This is a genomic window from Streptomyces sp. NPDC030222 (assembly GCF_055573115.1).
In genome coordinates, this window is sequence record NZ_JBVICA010000003.1 from 240543 (window position 1) to 258439 (window position 17897).

Below are 17897 nucleotides of genomic sequence, written 5' to 3' on the forward strand. Positions count from 1 at the left end.
CGTTTTTTTTTTTGCTTTCTCTCCTCTTCCTTCCCCCCCCCCCCCCCCCCCCCCCCCTCTCCTCCCCCCCCCCCCCCCCCCCCCCCCCCCACCGCCAGGTCACCCTCGGATGCGACCGAAGATCTGGCTGGTCGGCGCGGCGGCGTCGTCGCCGAGGTAGAACTCGCGCATCGCAGTGCGGTACTCGTCGCGGGACACCTGTCCGTCGCCGTCCTGGTCCACCCCCGCGATGGCCTGCTTCAACTCGGCCTCCGGCACGCCGTAGGCCCTCAGCATGCTGCTGAGCTCCTGACGGTCGATGACGCCGTCGCCGTCGGTGTCCGCGAGGGCGAACTCGGCACCGATGGCCTCGTCGATGACCTGCATGAACTTGTTCTGCTGAGCGGAGGCGAAGGCCACCTCGAATTCCTGCTTCGTGACCTGTCCGTCGCCGTCGCTGTCGGCCAGCGCCGCGAGCTTCTGCCAGCACTTGGTGTAGGTGGTGCGGACCTTGTCGGCGGCCGGCGACGCCTGGGCGTCGAACGACTGGATGAGGCGCTCGGCGATGCGCTCGAAGTCGTCCGCGCTGATGACGCCGTTGCCGTTCTCGTCGATCTCGTCGAAGACGCGGTGCGACTTGTTCCGGATCACGGTGGCGACCATGAGGGTTACCTTTCCATGGGCTACGTGGGGGGAGTGCCGTGCATTACGGTCCGTGCGTGCATGAACACTGTGTGTGCTCGACGAGGTTCATGTAACCACGGAGCAGCCCGAGACGCATCCGTGCCACCAGGTCGCCAGCGCGTGTCTCTCGCCTGCCTGGCGGAACACCGACGGGAGAATCGAGCCAGTGGTCGGCGGAAGCGAGAGCGCTCGGACAGCCGAACGTCTCTGTCCGACTTTCGTGGTGACGCAGGGTGCCGTCATCACAGGATGGCGGGCGGACGCACTGCTGACCGAAGACCTCTTCGATCACGATCGCGCCCTGCCGACAGCCTTCAGAAGGGACGCGCCGTCCCGCCGAAGACGTCATCCCCGGCGAGACGACCGGCAGCCGACCCAAGGCGGTGTGCCGGGAGACGCGCACGGTGCGAGGGAGGGTTCGCCGCCGGCGGCGCTCCAGCACGCCATGAAGCCGATACCGACCCGCGCATGGTTCTGTCAGCCGGGGGTCACCTGCATCAGGCTGACCGGGGCCTGTGGCAGGTCGAGCGAGTGGAGCCGCAGCCCTGCGCGGGCGTAGAGGTCTTCGAACTCCGCGCGGCTCCGGACCCGGGCGCTGCCCATGCACATCTGGAACAGGTCGACCGTGCGGCCCATGTGGAAGGGGTGCCCTGACGGGCCGGTGTCGGTGCCGTGGTCCACCAGGCAGTCGAGGACCAGGATCCGCCCGTGCGCGGGGAGTACGGCCGCCACGTTGCGCAACAGCCGTACCGCGTGCTCGTCGTCCCAATCCATCAGCACGAACGACAGCAGGTAGGTGTCGCTGCCCCCGGGCACGGCCTGGAACATGTCGCCCCCGGCCACGGAACTTCGGCCCGCCAGACCCGCGTCCGCCAGTACCTGTTGGGCGTCGGCGACGGTGGCAGGCTGGTCGAACAGTGTGCCGCTGATGTGGGGGTTGGCGGTGAGGATCGCTGTCAGCACCTGTCCCAGGCCGCCACCGACGTCGACGATTCGGTGTACGTCTCGGTAGTCGTAGGAGAGTGCGGTGGGGATCTGGAGAGCCTTGGCCACCGACACCATCCCGGCATCGAACACACGTCGCGCCTCGGGCTGATGGTGCAGCCAGGTCCAGTAGCAGTCAGTCCCGAGGACGTTCTTGACGGGAGTGGCACCGGTGGAGACCGCATGCTGGAGTTGCTCGAAGACCCGCCACATCCACGGCTCGCTCTGCAGCACCGCAAGATCTCGCATGGACCGGGGGTGGTCGGTGCGGAGGTGCTGCCCCAGCTCGCCGAGGTCGAACAGGCCGGGCGAGACCTCGCGAACGACCCCGACACCGGTCAGCGATCTCAGCAACCGGCGCATTCCCGGAGGATCGCACTCGGTTCGGGCCGCAAGATCGTCCGCGGTCCGGTGCTGACCGGCGAACGCGTCCGCGATGCCCAGTCGTGCGAACGCACCCACGGCCTGCCCGATCCAGAACCCCAGGGTGATCTCGACCAGCCGCACCGCAGCTGGGTCGTGAACCTGTCTTCCACTGTCGTGTGACCGACTTCCGACATTCGTCGTGGTCATCGGTTCGCCACCGCCTTCCGGCATGCAATAGGTTTAAAAAGCGGAGATATGAATACGCCTTGACGGGGAGGTTCTGGCCGGTGGATCTCGGCGGACCTGTGTCATGGCCGCCATGATGCTTGCCTCCGCTGGTTCCTTAGCTTTGCCCGAATGGATCTCGATTTCAAGCACGCCTCAAGAAGGAGCGGACTTCGCTGGCCATTTCATCGACGGATTGTGCGATGAACAGTTTGCCCTGGTAAGTGGAGATGTCGTAATCCGATTCGATCATAGCCTGGATGGAGAATTTCTCGACCGGGCACGTGTCGAGCTTGGCGAGTTCCCCGCTCGATGAAAGGAGAGCCGCCCCATACGCCTTGGCCCGGTCGTCCTCCTGCACGAGTCCCGTCTCCATCGTGAACCAGAAGACCTGGCTGATCGCCTGGAGGTCCTGCTCGGAGGTGGCGTTGTTCGCGGCTTCGCCGAAATCCCGGTAAAGATCGGCGAACAGCGGGTCGGAGAGCATGACGACATGCCCGACGAGCTCGTGCAGCATGTCGGGCTCCGGGCTGTAGTGGGGCCGGCTGGGGCAACGCAGGAACACGGTTGTCGAGAAGATGTCGTCGGCGAAGCGCCCGTAGAAGTCCCCGACCGGGGACAGCCCGTCGACCGGGAGCAGTCGGAACCCCGTGAGGTTGTTGAGGCGCTGCCCGAGGTCGTCGATCCTGGGCGTGTGGGTGAGGGGCAGCGGCAGCCGCTCCTTGGCCTGGAGGTAGTGCGAACTGGCGACGCAGGGGTGCATGGCGTCGAGCTTCGACACCATGGTTCCCCACAGCAGGTCTTCCTCCGCGCTGTAGGCCACCGGGTTCGAGTTGAGCCCGCCCGCCCTGCGGATCGCCTCCGAGACTTCCTTCCTGCGCAGGGCGCAGAGCTCGTCAAGCCGCCCCTCCGCCCCCACGTGGTGCTCATTCACGCGACTCATGGCTGGTGACCAACCCCTGTTCCACTGATTTCAGGGCCTTGCGTACGAAGATATTTCCCACCCTGGGTGCTCGTTTGAAGGATTTCATATCGGGGCGACCTGCTGCCTCACCCGAGTGACCTAATGGAGTGAACTCCGCACCCGTAGGTTCTACCTTTCTTGTGTGGCCCTGCTTGACTGGAGCACCGCAGCCACGGAGACCGTCGGGCGCTATGCCATGAAAGACGGTCCGGCCTCTGGCGGGAGGCGGGACGGAAATGCGCGCCAAGTCATTTGGAGCAGGGTGTTGGGAGCCAGTGTCGTGTGTGGGCATATGACGCCGGACGAGTTCCGTCGTCACGGCCGGCAGGTGATCGACTGGATCGCCGCCTACCAGGAGAAGATCGAGTCATACCCGGTGCGGTCCCAGGTCGCACCGGGCGAGGTGCTGGACACGCTGCCGCAGAGCCCACCGGAGACGGGCGAGGGGTTCGAGGGGGTCATGGCGGACCTGGACCGGGTGCTGATGCCGGGCGTCACGCACTGGCAGCATCCTTCGTTCTTCGCGTACTTCCCGGCCAACGCCAGCGGCCCGGCGATTCTGGGTGATCTCCTCTCGTCCGGGCTGGGCGTCCAGGGCATGCTGTGGGAGACCGGTCCGGCCTGTACCGAGCTGGAGACCCGCGTGCTCGACTGGCTGGTGCAGCTGTTGGGACTGCCCGATACGTTCCGGGGCAACGGTGTCATCCAGGACTCGGCGTCCAGCGCCTCGCTGGTGGCGGTCGTTGCCGCGCTGCACCGAGCGGGCGGGGGGAAGCCGGGGCGCCACGGCATCGATGCGCGGTACACGATCTACACCAGCTCACAGACCCACTCCTCGCTGGAAAAAGCCGCACGGGTCTGTGGAATCGGCGCGGCTGCCGTGCGGGTGGTGGACGTCGATCAGCAGACCCTGGCGATGGACCCGACCTGCCTGGAGGCGATGATCGCCCAGGACCGCGCGGCCGGTGCCGTTCCGCTGCTGGTGTGCGCAACCGTCGGGACCACCTCCACCACCGCGATCGACCCGGTGGCCGAGATCGGCGGCGTGTGCCGCCGCGACAGCGTCTGGCTGCACGTGGACGCAGCCTATGCGGGCGTGGCCGCGGTGTGCCCGGAACTGCGGTGGCTCAACGACGGATTGGCTCAGTACGCCGACTCCTACGTCACCAACCCGCACAAGTGGATGCTCACCAACTTCGACTGCACCGTGTTGTGGGTGGCCGACCGCGCACCGCTGGTGGGAGCGCTCTCGGTCCTCCCCGAGTACCTGCGCAACCAGGCCACCGCCTCGGGCGAGGTCATCGACTACCGCGACTGGCAGATCCCGCTCGGCCGCCGCTTTCGAGCGCTCAAGCTATGGTCGGTGATCCGCTGGTACGGGGCGCAGGGGCTGCGGGCGCACATCCGTAACGGTATCGGCCTGGCGCGGCAGCTGGCCGGATGGATCGAGGCCGATGCGGCGTTCCACCTGCACCCGCACCACCCGCTGGGCCTGGTCTGCTTCCGCCCGCTGTGGCCTCAGCTGCCCGACACCAAGGCGGACGCGGCCACGTTGCGGATGATGCAACGGCTGAACGACTCCGGCGAGCTGTACCTCACCCACACCAAGGCCGGCGGCCGGGTACTGCTGCGCATGGCCATCGGCGCACCGGGCACCGAGCAGCGGCACGTGCGACTGGCCTGGGACCGGATCACCGCAGCGGTGCGCGCCCAGACCGCACTTTGAAGCCCGGCGAGGCACCCAGGCCGCTTCGCACCGCACGTCGATCCTCAGCCGACCCTTCAGGAGTACACATGCACGACGTGATCATCATCGGCGGCGGTATCTCCGGCGCCACCGCCGCCCGCGAACTGGGGACAGCAGGGCATTCCGTAGTGCTGCTGGAAGCCCGCGACCGCCTCGGGGGACGGACCTGGACCAGCACCTTCCCCGGCACCGGCACACCTGTCGACCTCGGCGGCATGTGGCTGGGCCGCCGTGACACCTTCCGCCACATCTACGCCGAGGCCGCGCGCTATCAACTGCCCATCGTCCAAAGCCCCAGTACGACCGTCAGCAGCCTGATCATCGACGGCATTCCCCCCACCGACCCGCAGGCCCTGCCCCCCGGCTACGGTGCCGAAATCGATGATGCCGTCCGGCGCATCACCGATACCGCCCAGGCCATTCGCCCCCACCTCCACGACCCCGACCGCACCCGTCCCCTCGACGTGTCGGTGCGCCATTACCTGACCGCACTCGGCCTGTCCGCCACGGCGCTCGCCACCCTCAGCCAGCAGGCGTCGGTGCACTACGGTGCCCCCGCCGACGAGATCTCCGCCCTGTACCTTCTCGGTGAGATCGCCACCCGTTACACCCCGTTCGCGCAGCAGACGCTGGCTCTCGATGTCCTCGACAGCTTCCGCGACGGGACAACGGCCCTCCTGGACGCCCTCATCGCCGATGCCGGCGCCGAGGTTCACCTGTCCTCACCCGTCCGCCGTGTCGCCCAGACCGGCGAGCATGTGGAGGTCATCACCGACACTGAAGAGCGGTTTCTCGCCCACACCGCGATCGTCGCCACTCCGCTGAACTGCTGGCGCGGCATCGAATTCCACCCGGCCCTGCACCCCGCGAAGCAGGCTGTCACCTCCCGTGGGCACGCCGGACACTTCGCCAAGGTCTGGCTGCTGGCCGAGGGCTTGCCCGAGCCGTGTTTCTTCGCCGCCGGTACCCCGGGCGGATTCCAGTGGATCCGCACCGAAAGGGTCACCGCCCAGGGCAGCCTGCTCACCGGCTTCGGCGACCCCGTGGCCTCCCCCGAGCTGTACACCCTGTCCGGAGCGCAGAAAGCCCTGGCCGCCTACGCACCAGCGGCCCGTGTCAAGGCGGTGCACAGCCACGACTGGAACCAAGACCCTTACGCGCGCGGCACCTGGATCGCCTACCGCCCCGGCTGGCTCACTACACACGGGCACGCCATCAGCGCTCCCGAAGGACGCATCGCCTTCGCCGGAGGCGACACCTCCACCAATTTCAACGCCCTGTGGATGGACGGAGCCGTCGAAACCGGCATCCGTGCCGCCGCCCAGGCCGGCGCCCTCCTGAGAACACCGATCAACCACTGCTGATTTCGGGGACGGCGGGCTGACGTCCGGATCGGTTCATCAGCCCGCAGGTTCCCTACCCGGTCACTGGATCACAGAGTCCGGTTTGAACGGCAACAGATTGCCCGCGATACGGGGTACGCAGCGCTCGAGCCCACTGCCGCGGCCGGCGAGGACCTCGAAGCCGGTAGGCCGCAGCCGCAACTCGATCGCCCGCAGCCGGTCGAGGTTCCCCAACTCGCGGACCCGGTCCCGCAGGTCCGGTCGGTCGAAGAGGTCTTCGGGGCGTACGAACGCTGCGCCACCGTGTGTCTCGGCTGCCTTGCCCGCGAGATCGACGAGGTGGATGCCTCCCGGGTGGAAGACCCGGTCCGCGGCCAGCCAGGACACGGGCAGGCCTGCGAACAAGTCGGGCATGTCGGCGAAGCGCATCGGCAGGACCACGGGGTTGAGGTAGGCGTCGGCGTCAGCGACGTCCTGTTCGGCCGGGGTGAGCGGGGTACCGGTCCAGCCGACGGGGAAGCCGTAGTCCGCGAGTGACAGTTGGAGTCCGAGGCCGCGAATGGTGGCGAGCCCGCCCTCGGGGCCGCCGGGCGGCGTGAGCAGTTGCACGAGCTCCCGGTCCAGCATCCGGCCGTGTTCGCCGACCGCGTCGTACAGCCACAGATGCATCAGTCCGTCGTCCGCGAGGTGCTCGGAGAGCCACCGCAACCCGGCCCGTGGCGAGGGGAGATGGTGCAAGACCCCGCAGCAGACCACCAGGTCGAACCGGCGCCGCAGATCCAGTTCGGGCATGCGGCCGTGAACGAACTCCACGTTCGTCACCTCGTACCACTCGGCGCACCGCCGCGCGATCTCGAGGGAGCGGCTGCAGGCATCCAGCCCCGTGAACCGGGCTCGGGGGTAACGCCGGGCGAGCGCCACCAGGATGGAGCCGGTTCCGCACCCGGCGTCGAGTACCTCCCAGCCCTCCAGCTCGGTCTCCCGCAGGACGAAAGGGAGTTGGTCGGCGACGAGGTCCATGAGCGGAGCGTCCTCCGCCGGGGACGGGAAGGGAAAGGCCTCGTAGAGTTGTGCGACGTCGCTCGTCATATCGGCTGTCATTTCCCTGCTTTCGATTTCGAGAGTGTCGAGGGTGTCGAGAGCTGAAAGTACCGGTGTTTCCGGGTACTACTGGGCAGTCCAGGCCGACATTTTGGGCCACCACAAAAAATCAGAAGAGCCTGATGGTCGCATTCGCCGCCTTCGGTCGGTTGGGTCGATCCCGCGATGTGGGTACCCACCCGATTGTGATTCGACTCGAACAATACGTCGGACAAAACGAAATCCCTCGGAGAAGAAAGGCTGTAAACAATGCTGATCTGCGGGCTGAAGCTGACGCATGACGGTGGGCTCGCCGTCATCGAGGACGGCACGCTGCTGTGCAGCATCGAGATGGAGAAACTGGACGGCAACCCGCGCTTCCAGCCGCTGGATCGGCTGGAAGTCGTCGAGCACCTCCTGGCCGGGCAGGGGGTGGGGCTGTCCGACCTCGATGCCGTCGTGATCGACGGGTGGATGGCGGCGCCGGGCGAGCCGGCGCCGATGCTGCGGGAGGTGACGGACCGCGGGCGGCCAGTCGCACTCGAGGTCGCGCCGTACTGCGAGCCGGAGGGCACCACTGGGGCGGCGCTGCGCCGCTACGAGTTCGACGGCCTGCCGCTGGGAGACCGCGTCATCCGCTACGCCAGTTACCACCACGTGACGCAGCATCTGCTCGGCGCATACTGCACCAGTTCGTTCGCCGCCCGCGGCGAGTCGGCACTGGGGCTGGTCTGGGACGGCGGCACCGTTCCCCGGCTGTACAGGGTGGACACCGCCCCGTTCCGGGTGCAGAGCCTGGGGCCCCTCTTCCCCCTCTACGGCAATGCCTTCGCCGACTACTGCGCCCAGTGGGACCCGTTCCGCTCCCGGGCGGCGTCGCAACAAAGCGCGCAGGAGGTCTGCACCGCCGCCGTCCCCCGGAACCTCGACGTGGCGGGCAAGGCGATGGCGTACGCGGCCCTGGGACGGGACGAGCCGGCGCTGTACCGGTTCTTCGAGTCCCGACTGGATCGTATTCCGCTCACGTTCGACACTGGGATCGAGCTGGCCGAGTGGTGCCGCGAGCACCGTGCCGAGGTGCTGCCGGGCGGCTCGGACGCCGACTTCATCGCGAGCTTCCAGGGCTATCTCGGCACCAGGCTGCTGACCGCGCTGCGCGAGCGCGTGGCGGGGCTCGCTCCGGACCTGCACAGCCCGAATCTGTGCATGTCGGGCGGATGCGCCCTCAACATCAAGTGGAACAGTCTGATCCGGTCCAGCGGCCTCTTCCGTGAGGTATGGATTCCACCGTTTCCCAACGACTCCGGCGCCGCGATCGGCACGGCGGTCGCGGAGATGGTGTGTCAGGAGGGCAGAACCGCCCTGGACTGGGACGTGTTCCGCGGCCCTCAGCTGCTGCCGGTGACCGAAATGCCGGGGTGGGCATGGGAGCCGTGCGACGCTGCCGGGCTCGCCAAGGTGCTCCACGAGGCTGCGGAGCCGGTCGTGGTCCTCGACGGCCGGGCCGAGTTGGGGCCCCGCGCGCTTGGCGGCCGCAGCATCCTCGCCCCGGCCACCGACCCGAAGACGAAGGACCGGCTCAACGACATCAAGGGTCGCGCCGACTACCGTCCGGTTGCCCCGATCTGCCTGGAACACCGGGCACCGGAGATCTTCTCCCCCGGCCGTCCGGACCCGTACATGCTCTTCGACCATGAGGTGCGCCCCGGGTGGCACGAGAAGATCCCGGCCGTCGTCCACCTCGACGGCACGGCCCGGCTGCAGACCGTGACCGAGCGCGACAACCCGCTGCTGGCGGCGGTGCTCACGGAGTACGAGCAGCTCAGCGGCGTACCGGTACTGTGCAACACCAGCGCGAACGACAAGGGGTGCGGCTTCTTCCCCGATGTGCGCGCGGCGGCGCGCTGGGGCGGCGCAGACCTGCTGTGGTCGGACGGGCGCCTGTACTTCCGACGGTGACTGCGCGCGACACAGCTCGACCGCGTCAGATGCCGGAACACCGGGCACGGTGGGAAGGGACGGTTCATGCCAGATGGGGAACGCGGCGATGTCGCCCCGCCAGGGCCGGCAGTGCGCCCGCGGTCGCGGAAGTCTCCCATGCCTGAAGGTGGGTCAGAACGGTCGGCAAGTGGTCAGCACCGGGCCGGACGGTGTCCGGCTTGCCGATCTGCGCCGCGGCAGTGACCTGCCGCGGGGCCCGGCGCCCTGCTCGGAAGGCTTGGTGCGTGGCACGGCTTGATCGACGGCATCGGTGCACCCTCACGGGAGTCCCGTGCCCCTGTCGCCCGGCTGCCGCATGAAGTCCGGCCCCTGTGAGCGGGGGAACGCGGCCCTATACTCCCCAGCGTGCCACCCAACGGGGACTTGTCGACGCACGGCAGCCCGCTCCGGTTCGCCGTACTCGGTCCGCTCCGGGCCTGGCGCGGCGACGTACGGCTGGACCTCGGTCCGGTACGCCAACAGGCCTTGCTGACGGCGCTGCTGCTGCGGCCGGGCACCACCGTCAGTCGGCAGCAACTGCTCGACGGTGTATGGGGCCCGGAGCCGCCGGGCACCGGTGCCAAGGTCATCCCGGTCTATGTGCACCAGCTGCGCCGGCGTCTGGCCCCGGAAGCAGGAAGTACCTCCGGGTCCGTGATCGTGACCGACCGGGGTGGCTACCGCTTGGATGCGCGAAGCGTCCGGACGGACGTGGCCCGACTGAGGGAGATCGTCGAAGAGGCCCACAGCGCGCGGGATTCCGGTGATCTGGCCGCCGCGGTGAGTGCGTGGTCCGCCGCTTTGAATCTGTTCCACGGTGAACCCCTGTCGGCGCTCCCCGGGCCGTTCGCCGAGGCGGAGCGTCTACGGCTGTCGGAGTACAGGCTCGTGCTGGTGCGGGACAAGGTGGAGTGCCAGCTGCGGCTGGGCCGGCACGCCGAGGTCGTCGCGGAGCTCTTCGCTCTGTCCGCGACGCACCCCCACAACGAGTCTGTGGCCGCCCTGTTGATGCGCGCCCTCTATGCCGCCAACCGGCAAGCCGATGCGCTGTCCGTCTTCGCCAAGGTGCGCCGCCGTCTGGTGGAGGAACAGGGAGCGGAGCCGGGCGGTGAACTGCGGCGGGTGCACGAGGCAGTGCTGCGCGCTGATGAAGTTCTCCTCGTCGGCGCACCCCCGCCAGCGGGCCGATCGACAGACCGGCGGCCGCCGGCCGCGCGCCCCCTTCGGCGCCTGCGGGACGAACTACCGGTCGACGTCAGCGGTTTTACCGGACGCAACCACGAGCTGGACGCGCTGCTCGCGCCGACGGACGAGCAGGCGGTGACAGTCCGTGCGGTGGACGGCATGGCCGGAGTCGGCAAGACCGCGCTCGTGGTGCGCGCCGCGCGGGCGGTACGCGACCGTTTCCCGGACGGCTGCTTGTTCGTCGACCTCAACGGTCACCGGCAGGGACGGGAACCAGCTGTGCCGGAGCGTGTGCTGCGCCGATTGCTGCGGGCGGTCGGCGACCTCACGGAAGGCGACGACGATCCTTCGGGGGACGTCGAGGGCCTGGCGGCGTCGTGGAGAGCGGCCACCGCCTTCCTCCGGCTCATCGTGGTGGTCGATGACGCACGCGCCGCACAACAGGTGCGGCCACTGCTGCCCGCCGGTCCGGGCAGCCTCGTGCTGGTGACCAGCCGCCGGCGGCTGACCGGGCTCGACGTCGATCGCAGGATTTCGCTGGCGCCGCTGGAGACGGACGAGGCGGAGGCCTTGCTGACCGGTGTCGTCGGCGGCACGGGGTCCGATCCGGAGCGTGCCGCGGTGCGCGAACTGGCCCGCCTGTGCGACCGGCTGCCGCTGGCTCTGCGGGTCGTCGGGGCTCGGATGCAGAGCCGCCCGCTGTGGGCGCTGCAGCGCATGGTGGTCCGGCTGGCCGACGACGAGCACCGTCTCGCCGAACTCGCGGTCGAGGACCGCAGTGTGGAGGCGGCCTTCCAGGTCTCCTACGATCAGCTTCCCGACGCACAGGGTCGGGCGTTTCGCGTACTGGGCCTCTCGCCCACCGTGAGTTTCGATCGGCTGACCCTGGCCGCCCTGCTCGGCCTCACCCCGTCCGCCGCCGAGCGCGTCCTGGAGAGCCTGGTCGAGGCGAGTCTCGTCCAGGAGGCCGTCACGGGACGCTACCGCCTGCACGACCTGGTCGCGGTCTACGCCCGGCGCGTCGCCGCCGCGCACCCCGCAGAAGTCGCCGCGGCGCGGGCCGGGGTCTTCCGGCTCTACGTGGCCGCCGCCCGCCGTGCGAGCGACTGGGGCACCGTCGCGTTCCCCACCGGCCCGAGGGCCGACACGGCGCCCTTCGCCCACGGGGAGGAGGCGACGGCATGGCTGGATGCGGCGGGCGGCGAACTGGTCGACGTGGTCGCCCAGGCGGCGGCCGTGGGCCACGTGGACGACGCCGGCCGGCTCGTCGAGGGATTGTGCGACTACTTCACCCGGCAGGGCCGGTACCACGAGTGCCGGGCCGCCGTCGAGATCGTGCTGCCGCTCACGGAGCAGCTCACCGACCAGCGCATGGTCTCCCAACTGCGCACCTGCATGGGCATCGCGTACGGGCTGCAGGGGCACTACGGGCAGGCGCGCCGCTGGCTGGGCGAAGCGCTTCGGATCAGCCGCCGCACCGGAGATGTCCTCGAACAGGCACGGGCTCTGGGTTCCCTCGGCATTTTCGCGAACGCGGCAGGGCAGCCGGCCGAGTCCGCTGCGCTCCTGGCCGAGTCCGCTGACCTGTCCCGGGCGGTGGAGGACGACTGGCTCGCCGTGATGTACCTGGCCAATGTGGGCGCCGTCCACCATCAGGTGGGAGAGAAGGACAAGGCGCAGGAGTGCTACGCGGCGGCGGTCGGCCTCGCCGAGAGGATCGGCAGGCCCCGGATCCTGAGCAAGACACTCTTCCGTATGGGTACGCTCCAGCTGGACCGCGGGCACCACGTGCAGGCCGCCGACGCGCTGACCAGGGCAGCCGAACTCGCCGAGCGCGTGGGGGACATCCCCCTCTTCGCTGCGGTCCTCGGCAGACTCGCCGCCGCAGAGGAGTGCCTGGGCAACCCGGCCGGAGCGGCCCGCTTCCACGCCGAGGCACGCGCGGCGGTCGGCGGACGGCCCGGCACCGGGCTGAAGGCCGAGATCCGTAACCGGTTGGGCTGGCACCAGGCCGCGACGGAGGACCTCGTCCAGGCGCGCGACCGGTTCGAACGGGCCGTCGCCCGCTCCCGCACCGCATCCGGTGGACTCGCGTAAGCCCGCGTCCGTCACAGACGGCTGTTCCTCATCTCCCTGCCGCACCGCTGCCGCCGCATCCGGCCGATGAACCGGGATTTCATCCGCATTTCAACGCCCCTTGCCAGCATGGACCCATCGCTCACTGTGTGAGCCGCGCCTGCATCCACAACGAAGAGGACCCACATGGGGCTGTTACATGCCTGGCGTATGCAGAAGCTCGTTTCGGACGCCAGAACCGCCTATGGCAGAGGCGACGCGCATTTCGTCGCCGGGTTCGACATCGACAGCCGCGCCAGGGTGTCCATGAAGGCGATCCGCAAGGAGATCGACAAGATCATCGCGGCTGTGGAACCGATCGGCTGGGAGTGCGTCAGCGTACAGCCGTTCCTTGCGTCGGTTGAGATCGACTTCATGCGCGGAGAGTGAGCACGAACCCGGAGACCTCCCCTACGGAGTAAGCGAGCCCCCGAACAGTCGGAAGCGAAGGAGACGAACGATGACAACGCGAGACGCCGGCACACCCTGGGGCATCACCCGCATGGCACCGTATGCCGAGACGCGGCCGGTTCCCCTGCTCACCGCGGTGATCGACCCGGAGACCCAGATCGCCGTCGTGATCGACGAGCACGGCCAGGCGGTCGAGCTCCACCACCAAACGGGCAGCGGCACGTCGAGCTCCACGAGTACCAGCAGCGCCGACAGCTATGACTCGGACGATTCGTCGGACTCCGACCACGACTGATGACGACACGCCCGATCGGGCCGGTGCTGGTACTGACCAGCCTCCACGACGTGACCGCTGACGTGGTCCTGCGCATCCTCGCGGAACACCAGGTCCCGGTGGTCCGTCTCGACCCCGGCACAGACCTGCACACAGGTGCCGCGCTCACCGCCACGTACCGTACCGGTGATCAACGCGGCACCTTGCGCACGCCGACCCGCGAGCTCGACCTCACCGAGGTGCGCTCCGTCTGGACACGCCGTCCCTCCCCCTACGAGGGGCCGCCCGAACTGGGCGGCCAAGAGCGCCGGTTCGCTGCCTCGCAGTCCCTGTGGGGCGTCGGCGGCATCCTGGCGTCGCTTCCCGGAGCCCACTACGTCAACCACCCGTGGAGCAACCGGGCGGCCGAGTACAAGCCGGCCCAGCTGGCCACCGCACAGCGCAGCGGCCTGTCCGTCCCGTCCACGCTGATCACCAACGACCATGAACATGCCCGAGAGTTCGCCGCCCGGCACTCCGCTGCCGTGGTCTACAAGCCGTTGTGGAACACGCCCTGTGTGATCGACGGCAGGGCACAACAGGTATGGGTTCGCGAAGTACGCCCGCACGAGATCACGCCCGCCGTGGCCGTCTGCCCGCATCTGTTCCAGGCCAAGGTGGAGAAGGCGTTCGACGTACGACTCACAGCTGTCGGCAGCCGGGTGTTCGCGGTCCGCATCGACAGTCCGGACCTGGACTGGCGGCAACGGCAGTCCCTCATGGAGTGCACGCCGATCGCCGTCCCCGCCCGGATCGCGCGCTCGGTGTCCGCGTACCTCAACGCCTTCCGGCTGGTCTTCGGCGCCTTCGACTTCGCCGTCACGCCAGCCGGCGACTGGTACTTCCTCGAGTGCAACCCCAACGGACAGTGGGCGTGGCAACCCGACCCGGTGACCGACTCGATCGGCCATGCCATCGCCGACGAACTGCGAAGGGCCTTGGAGCATGAGCCGGCCCGTGCCGACAACGGTGCGGAGGCGCGCCCCAGGCAGCCAGGGCTGCTCCCGCCGTATGGGTCGAGCGGTGATCGGCCACCGGTCACCGTGCAGGAGTACGGCGACGTTCCGGAGCCGTTGTAGGCCTTGACATCTATGCAGTGGGTGCCCGTCCCGGAGGTTCTCCTGGGGGCCGTCCCCTGCGGGACGCAAGCGGTGATCACCGTCTGCTTGTGGAATAGGTGCCACACGTCGTTGACCTGTATAGAACGTGATCAAGTGTGGCTCGTCGGAGCTGCCGTCCTGGGAATGGTCCGGATCTTGTCCTCAGCGAGACGGGCTTGGTCATACGATGCCGCGTCTCTCGGCTCGTGGACTGCTGCAAGCGGAAGTGTTGGCCCGTCGGGTGCTACATCGAGGTGGGCAGGTGCGGGGAGCGGAGCACGAGCAGGGTGATCTCGCTGGGGGCGAAGACGCGGAAAGGCGGGCCCCAGAAGCCGGTGCCGCGGCTGGTGTAGAGGAGGGTGCGGGTGCCGTGGTGGCTGAGGCCGGCGAGGGCGGGCTGGTCGATGCGGACCAGGTGGTGGAAGGGCCAGATCTGGCCGCCGTGGGTGTGGCCGGAGAGTTGGAGGTCGATGCCGGCGGCTGCCGCCCGGTCGACAAACTTGGGCTGGTGTGCCAGGAGCAGGACGGGTAGGCCGGGGTCGACGCCGTTCAAGGCTCCGGCGAGGTGGGCGCGGTGGCCTGCCAGGCCGGAGGACTCGGCGGTGACGTCATCCACGCCGGCGACCACGAGGGTGTCGCCTCTGCGTTCGAGCAGCAGGTGGCGGTTGCGGAGCGGCTCCCAGCCCAGCTCGTCCATCAGGTCGACCCAGCCCTGGGCCTCGCTGTAGTACTCGTGGTTGCCGGTGACGTAGACACGGGCCCGGGTGGCCCGCACGGTACCGAGCGGGGCGGCCTGGGCGCGGCGGTGTTCGGCCGTGCCGTCCGCGATGTCGCCGGTGTGGCAGACCAGGTCGGCTTCCAGAGCGTTCACCGTCTCGCATACCCGTGCCGACCAGCGAGCGCGATCAAGCGGGCCGTAGTGGGTGTCGGTGATGAGGACGACGCGGAAGCCGTCCAACCCTGCACCCAGCCGCGGCAGTCGCACGTCGAGTCGGCGCACGCGTGGCACGCGACGGGCCTCGGCGTACCCCCAGCCGAGCAGTACGGCGGTTACACCGAGTACGGCCCAAGTGACGATTCGGGCCCGGTCCTGACTCTCGCCGACGCCGGCCGCGGTCAGGGCGAGCCGCAAGAGGACGCCGAACAGAACGGACCAGGTGAACAGAACCCAACTGGTGCCCAGCAGGGTGTCACCGACGATCGCCGCCCGGTCCTGCCGGCGCCGGCCGTGGCCGCGCACCATCGCGAGCGGCATACCGACGAGGCCGAGGGCGAACAGGGCGGTGCCGACCAGCGTGACGGGCAGTGGCCAGTGCTGGCCGCTGTGCAGGAGCACCCAACAGGGCGCGGTCCACAGCAGAACGGGGGCGATCAGGGGGACGTAGCGCATCAGACGGCGCAGCCGGCTCTGCCGCGGCGCTTGCGCCTCACCCCCGGCGGGCCGGGTGTTGCTGGTGGCGGTCACGCTTCCCCTCCCTGACCAGGCTGCCGACTCGCGCACTGTATCCGGTCGCCCTCGGGCCGGCCGGACCGGCATTCATGAGCGCGGCCCCTTGGGACGAAGGGTTCTCTGCGGGATGGCAGGACTCCACTGCAGACACCTTCCTCGGCATCAGCCGCCATCAGGGCGCTGTCCGTGGGTGCGCTGTTCATGCAAGCTGAGAGTTGCTTTCACGCATTGCCTCTTCAGGTGCTCCTGGGAGTGACCTGCCTACGTCTTTCCAGTCTCTGGCGTTCCGTCAGTTAAGTCAGCCTTTCGTCAGCATCAGTCCTGTGTATTCCGCGAAGAGTGTCCGAGTAGGTGCATGGCCGGCGATTTCACGACCAACCTGGCTCGCGCGAAAGCCCAGGCAGGGAGCCATCTTCCAGGAGTCCAAATTGCTGCGACTCTATTCAAGTCCTATATCTGACATCTGGACGTTTCAGCAGGTCAGAGCCGTGTTGGCCCTGGACAGGTCAGCAAATGGTCAGCACAGGTCAGAGAGCGTGTCCCGTTCGTGCGGGCCTCCGGCCGGACGCCGTTCTCGATGAAGAAGGCTGGTGGGCTTCGGTCCTCCTCCAGGCCTTGGCGGGCCGCGCCCGTGACCCCGGCGGGCCCTCGGCGCCCAGGCAGGCAGGCGTTCAGAGCCCGTGCCTGTCGAGGACGGTCAATGGCAGGTGCGGGCGCCGAGCAGCAGCTCCGCGAGGCGTTCGTACGTACCGTCACCGGTCTGCCGGCGCAGCCGTCGGTGGCCGCCTGCCAGGCTGCCTGGAGGTCGTTGTCGTCGAGGAGCACGTCGACCACCACGGATCCGCCGTACCAGCGGTCCTGCACGGGCTGGGCGATGGCCTTCAACACCTGCAGGGCGTCTGTGCGTTCGCTGCTCTCCCACGATCCGGCCGCGCTCGCCGCCGTACGCAGGTGCTGGTACGCGGCGAGCGAGGGACGGGCACGCAGCAGGCACCGGCGGACCGCGACCACATCGGCCGGGCGACCGGCCCGCTGATGGCGCTCGCAGACGAAGGCGACAACCGAACGATCCCGACCGTGCGGTCCGGCCGCTCGTTGGTCACGTGCTCGATCGGTTCCGGCTCGGCGTCGAAGCCTGGGTCCGGGGACCTTGGTGGTCCTTCACGTGCGGCGCGGCACAGGGCCAGTGCCGAAGATTGAAGTCAGGTTTGCCTTAATCGCTGCTCGGTGACGGGGTTGCGGGTGGGCGTGTCGCGTGCCGAGGGACGTCCCTCTGCCCTCGTTGCGGCTTCCCCTGCAGCGGGTTCACCGGTGCGGCGGGCGGGTTGCCCGTCCGGGGCCATTCGGACCAGCCTGTAGCGCATCGCTCGGAAGGGTGCTCGCTTGCGCTGCCGTCGTTCGGCTCGCGCTTCCATGCCTGACGTTTGTGCCTGCTGCATCAATTCGGCGAATCGGTGATTGCGCCGTCTGTGCCGGTAGACGATCGATGGCGATAAGCCGACTCGCGCGGTGGCCTGTTCGACGGTCTCGCCGTTTCGCAGTGCCGCGAGGAAGGCTTCGGTCTGCTCATCGGTCATGGGGGACCGCGGCGGGGCGGCCTGGGCGTCGGCCATGGTACTCACCGCGTCGAGTGCGGCGCCGAAGAGCTGGTCCTGCGCCTTCCAGGCATTCACGGCGCTGATGGACGAGCCCGCCGCCCGCGCGGCATTGGCGAGTGTCATGCCTAGGGCCACACCTCGCAGGATGTCGGCGCGCTGCTGGATCTCCGCTTGTTGCCGGGCGTGGGCGCCGGAGTGTGGTGCGGTCATGTCAGGCGGCCCTTGCGTGCGTCAACGTCGGCCCCTCGCCTTGTGTCGGCGGACGGCCGTCGGACGACGTCGGCGCCGCGGCCGGCCGGGAGGGGCGTCCCGGCTCCGGTGGTGTGCGGAGGGCGGCTGCGAGCGGTGCCGCGGGGGTGATCGCTGCCATGCG

At 68.8% G+C, this 17897-nt stretch carries 14 protein-coding genes and 1 pseudogene; 8 read left to right on the forward strand and 7 right to left on the reverse strand.

Annotated features, from left to right (window positions below):
* Positions 1-99: 99 nt before the first annotated feature.
* From ACZ4Z5_RS05930 to ACZ4Z5_RS05945, 4 genes and pseudogenes are all read right to left on the reverse strand, one after another.
* A complete protein-coding gene (locus ACZ4Z5_RS05930) occupies positions 100-642 on the reverse strand; it encodes an EF-hand domain-containing protein (RefSeq protein WP_468257190.1) in 543 nt (180 codons plus the stop codon).
* Between the two features lie 498 nt (positions 643-1140).
* Complete coding sequence (locus ACZ4Z5_RS05935) at positions 1141-1896, reverse strand: methyltransferase (RefSeq protein ID WP_468257697.1); 756 nt, start codon at positions 1894-1896, stop codon at positions 1141-1143.
* 87 nt (positions 1897-1983) lie between these two features.
* A pseudogene (locus ACZ4Z5_RS05940) lies at positions 1984-2244 on the reverse strand (methyltransferase family protein); the annotation flags it as partial.
* 139 nt (positions 2245-2383) lie between these two features.
* Complete coding sequence (locus ACZ4Z5_RS05945; protein WP_468257193.1) at positions 2384-3181, reverse strand: phenylalanine 4-monooxygenase; 798 nt, start codon at positions 3179-3181, stop codon at positions 2384-2386.
* Between the two features lie 313 nt (positions 3182-3494).
* Here ACZ4Z5_RS05945 and ACZ4Z5_RS05950 point away from each other — a divergent pair, with 313 nt between their 5' ends.
* On the forward strand, positions 3495-4928 hold the full coding sequence (locus ACZ4Z5_RS05950; RefSeq protein ID WP_468257196.1) for a pyridoxal-dependent decarboxylase: 1434 nt from the start codon (positions 3495-3497) through the stop codon (positions 4926-4928).
* A gap of 68 nt (positions 4929-4996) precedes the next feature.
* Positions 4997-6313, forward strand: a complete 1317-nt coding sequence (locus ACZ4Z5_RS05955; protein ID WP_468257199.1) for a flavin monoamine oxidase family protein — start codon at positions 4997-4999, stop codon at positions 6311-6313.
* A 60-nt stretch (positions 6314-6373) separates the two neighbouring features.
* Here ACZ4Z5_RS05955 and ACZ4Z5_RS05960 read toward each other — a convergent pair whose 3' ends face one another.
* On the reverse strand, positions 6374-7381 hold the full coding sequence (locus ACZ4Z5_RS05960; RefSeq protein WP_468257201.1) for a class I SAM-dependent methyltransferase: 1008 nt from the start codon (positions 7379-7381) through the stop codon (positions 6374-6376).
* 261 nt (positions 7382-7642) lie between these two features.
* Here ACZ4Z5_RS05960 and ACZ4Z5_RS05965 point away from each other — a divergent pair, with 261 nt between their 5' ends.
* From ACZ4Z5_RS05965 to tgmB, 5 genes are all read left to right on the forward strand, one after another.
* Positions 7643-9331: a carbamoyltransferase N-terminal domain-containing protein gene (locus ACZ4Z5_RS05965; RefSeq protein WP_468257204.1), complete on the forward strand. Its 1689-nt coding sequence runs from the start codon at positions 7643-7645 to the stop codon at positions 9329-9331.
* A gap of 387 nt (positions 9332-9718) precedes the next feature.
* Positions 9719-12634, forward strand: a complete 2916-nt coding sequence (locus ACZ4Z5_RS05970; RefSeq protein ID WP_468257207.1) for an AfsR/SARP family transcriptional regulator — start codon at positions 9719-9721, stop codon at positions 12632-12634.
* Positions 12635-12823: 189 nt separating this feature from the next.
* Complete coding sequence (locus ACZ4Z5_RS05975) at positions 12824-13042, forward strand: hypothetical protein (RefSeq protein ID WP_468257209.1); 219 nt, start codon at positions 12824-12826, stop codon at positions 13040-13042.
* A gap of 70 nt (positions 13043-13112) precedes the next feature.
* The gene (tgmA, locus tag ACZ4Z5_RS05980; protein WP_468257212.1) at positions 13113-13358 is read left to right on the forward strand and encodes a putative ATP-grasp-modified RiPP; all 246 of its coding nucleotides are present in this window, start codon (positions 13113-13115) and stop codon (positions 13356-13358) included.
* Positions 13358-14455 carry an ATP-grasp ribosomal peptide maturase gene (gene tgmB, locus ACZ4Z5_RS05985; RefSeq protein WP_468257215.1) on the forward strand — a complete coding sequence of 366 codons (1098 nt, stop codon included), beginning with the start codon at positions 13358-13360 and terminating at the stop codon, positions 14453-14455. Before tgmA ends, tgmB begins: the two co-directional genes overlap by 1 nt.
* Before the next feature lie 265 nt (positions 14456-14720).
* Here tgmB and ACZ4Z5_RS05990 read toward each other — a convergent pair whose 3' ends face one another.
* Positions 14721-15941 carry a metallophosphoesterase gene (locus ACZ4Z5_RS05990; protein ID WP_468257218.1) on the reverse strand — a complete coding sequence of 407 codons (1221 nt, stop codon included), beginning with the start codon at positions 15939-15941 and terminating at the stop codon, positions 14721-14723.
* Between the two features lie 685 nt (positions 15942-16626).
* Here ACZ4Z5_RS05990 and ACZ4Z5_RS05995 point away from each other — a divergent pair.
* Positions 16627-16962, forward strand: a complete 336-nt coding sequence (locus ACZ4Z5_RS05995; RefSeq protein ID WP_468257221.1) for a hypothetical protein — start codon at positions 16627-16629, stop codon at positions 16960-16962.
* Positions 16963-17128: 166 nt separating this feature from the next.
* Here ACZ4Z5_RS05995 and ACZ4Z5_RS06000 read toward each other — a convergent pair whose 3' ends face one another.
* Complete coding sequence (locus ACZ4Z5_RS06000) at positions 17129-17734, reverse strand: hypothetical protein (protein WP_468257223.1); 606 nt, start codon at positions 17732-17734, stop codon at positions 17129-17131.
* Positions 17735-17897 lie beyond the last annotated feature (163 nt).

Bases quoted from the DNA above. Each gene is read 5' to 3' on its own strand.
- ACZ4Z5_RS05930 (WP_468257190.1), bottom strand. From the start codon at position 642: ATGGTCGCCACCGTGATCCGGAACAAGTCGCACCGCGTCTTCGACGAG.
- ACZ4Z5_RS05935 (WP_468257697.1), bottom strand. From the start codon at position 1,896: ATGCGAGATCTTGCGGTGCTGCAGAGCGAGCCGTGGATGTGGCGGGTC.
- ACZ4Z5_RS05945 (WP_468257193.1), bottom strand. From the start codon at position 3,181: ATGAGTCGCGTGAATGAGCACCACGTGGGGGCGGAGGGGCGGCTTGAC.
- ACZ4Z5_RS05950 (WP_468257196.1), top strand. From the start codon at position 3,495: ATGACGCCGGACGAGTTCCGTCGTCACGGCCGGCAGGTGATCGACTGG.
- ACZ4Z5_RS05955 (WP_468257199.1), top strand. From the start codon at position 4,997: ATGCACGACGTGATCATCATCGGCGGCGGTATCTCCGGCGCCACCGCC.
- ACZ4Z5_RS05960 (WP_468257201.1), bottom strand. From the start codon at position 7,381: ATGACGAGCGACGTCGCACAACTCTACGAGGCCTTTCCCTTCCCGTCC.
- ACZ4Z5_RS05965 (WP_468257204.1), top strand. From the start codon at position 7,643: ATGCTGATCTGCGGGCTGAAGCTGACGCATGACGGTGGGCTCGCCGTC.
- ACZ4Z5_RS05975 (WP_468257209.1), top strand. From the start codon at position 12,824: ATGCAGAAGCTCGTTTCGGACGCCAGAACCGCCTATGGCAGAGGCGAC.
- tgmA (WP_468257212.1), top strand. From the start codon at position 13,113: ATGACAACGCGAGACGCCGGCACACCCTGGGGCATCACCCGCATGGCA.
- tgmB (WP_468257215.1), top strand. From the start codon at position 13,358: ATGACGACACGCCCGATCGGGCCGGTGCTGGTACTGACCAGCCTCCAC.
- ACZ4Z5_RS05995 (WP_468257221.1), top strand. From the start codon at position 16,627: ATGGCAGGTGCGGGCGCCGAGCAGCAGCTCCGCGAGGCGTTCGTACGT.
- ACZ4Z5_RS06000 (WP_468257223.1), bottom strand. From the start codon at position 17,734: ATGACCGCACCACACTCCGGCGCCCACGCCCGGCAACAAGCGGAGATC.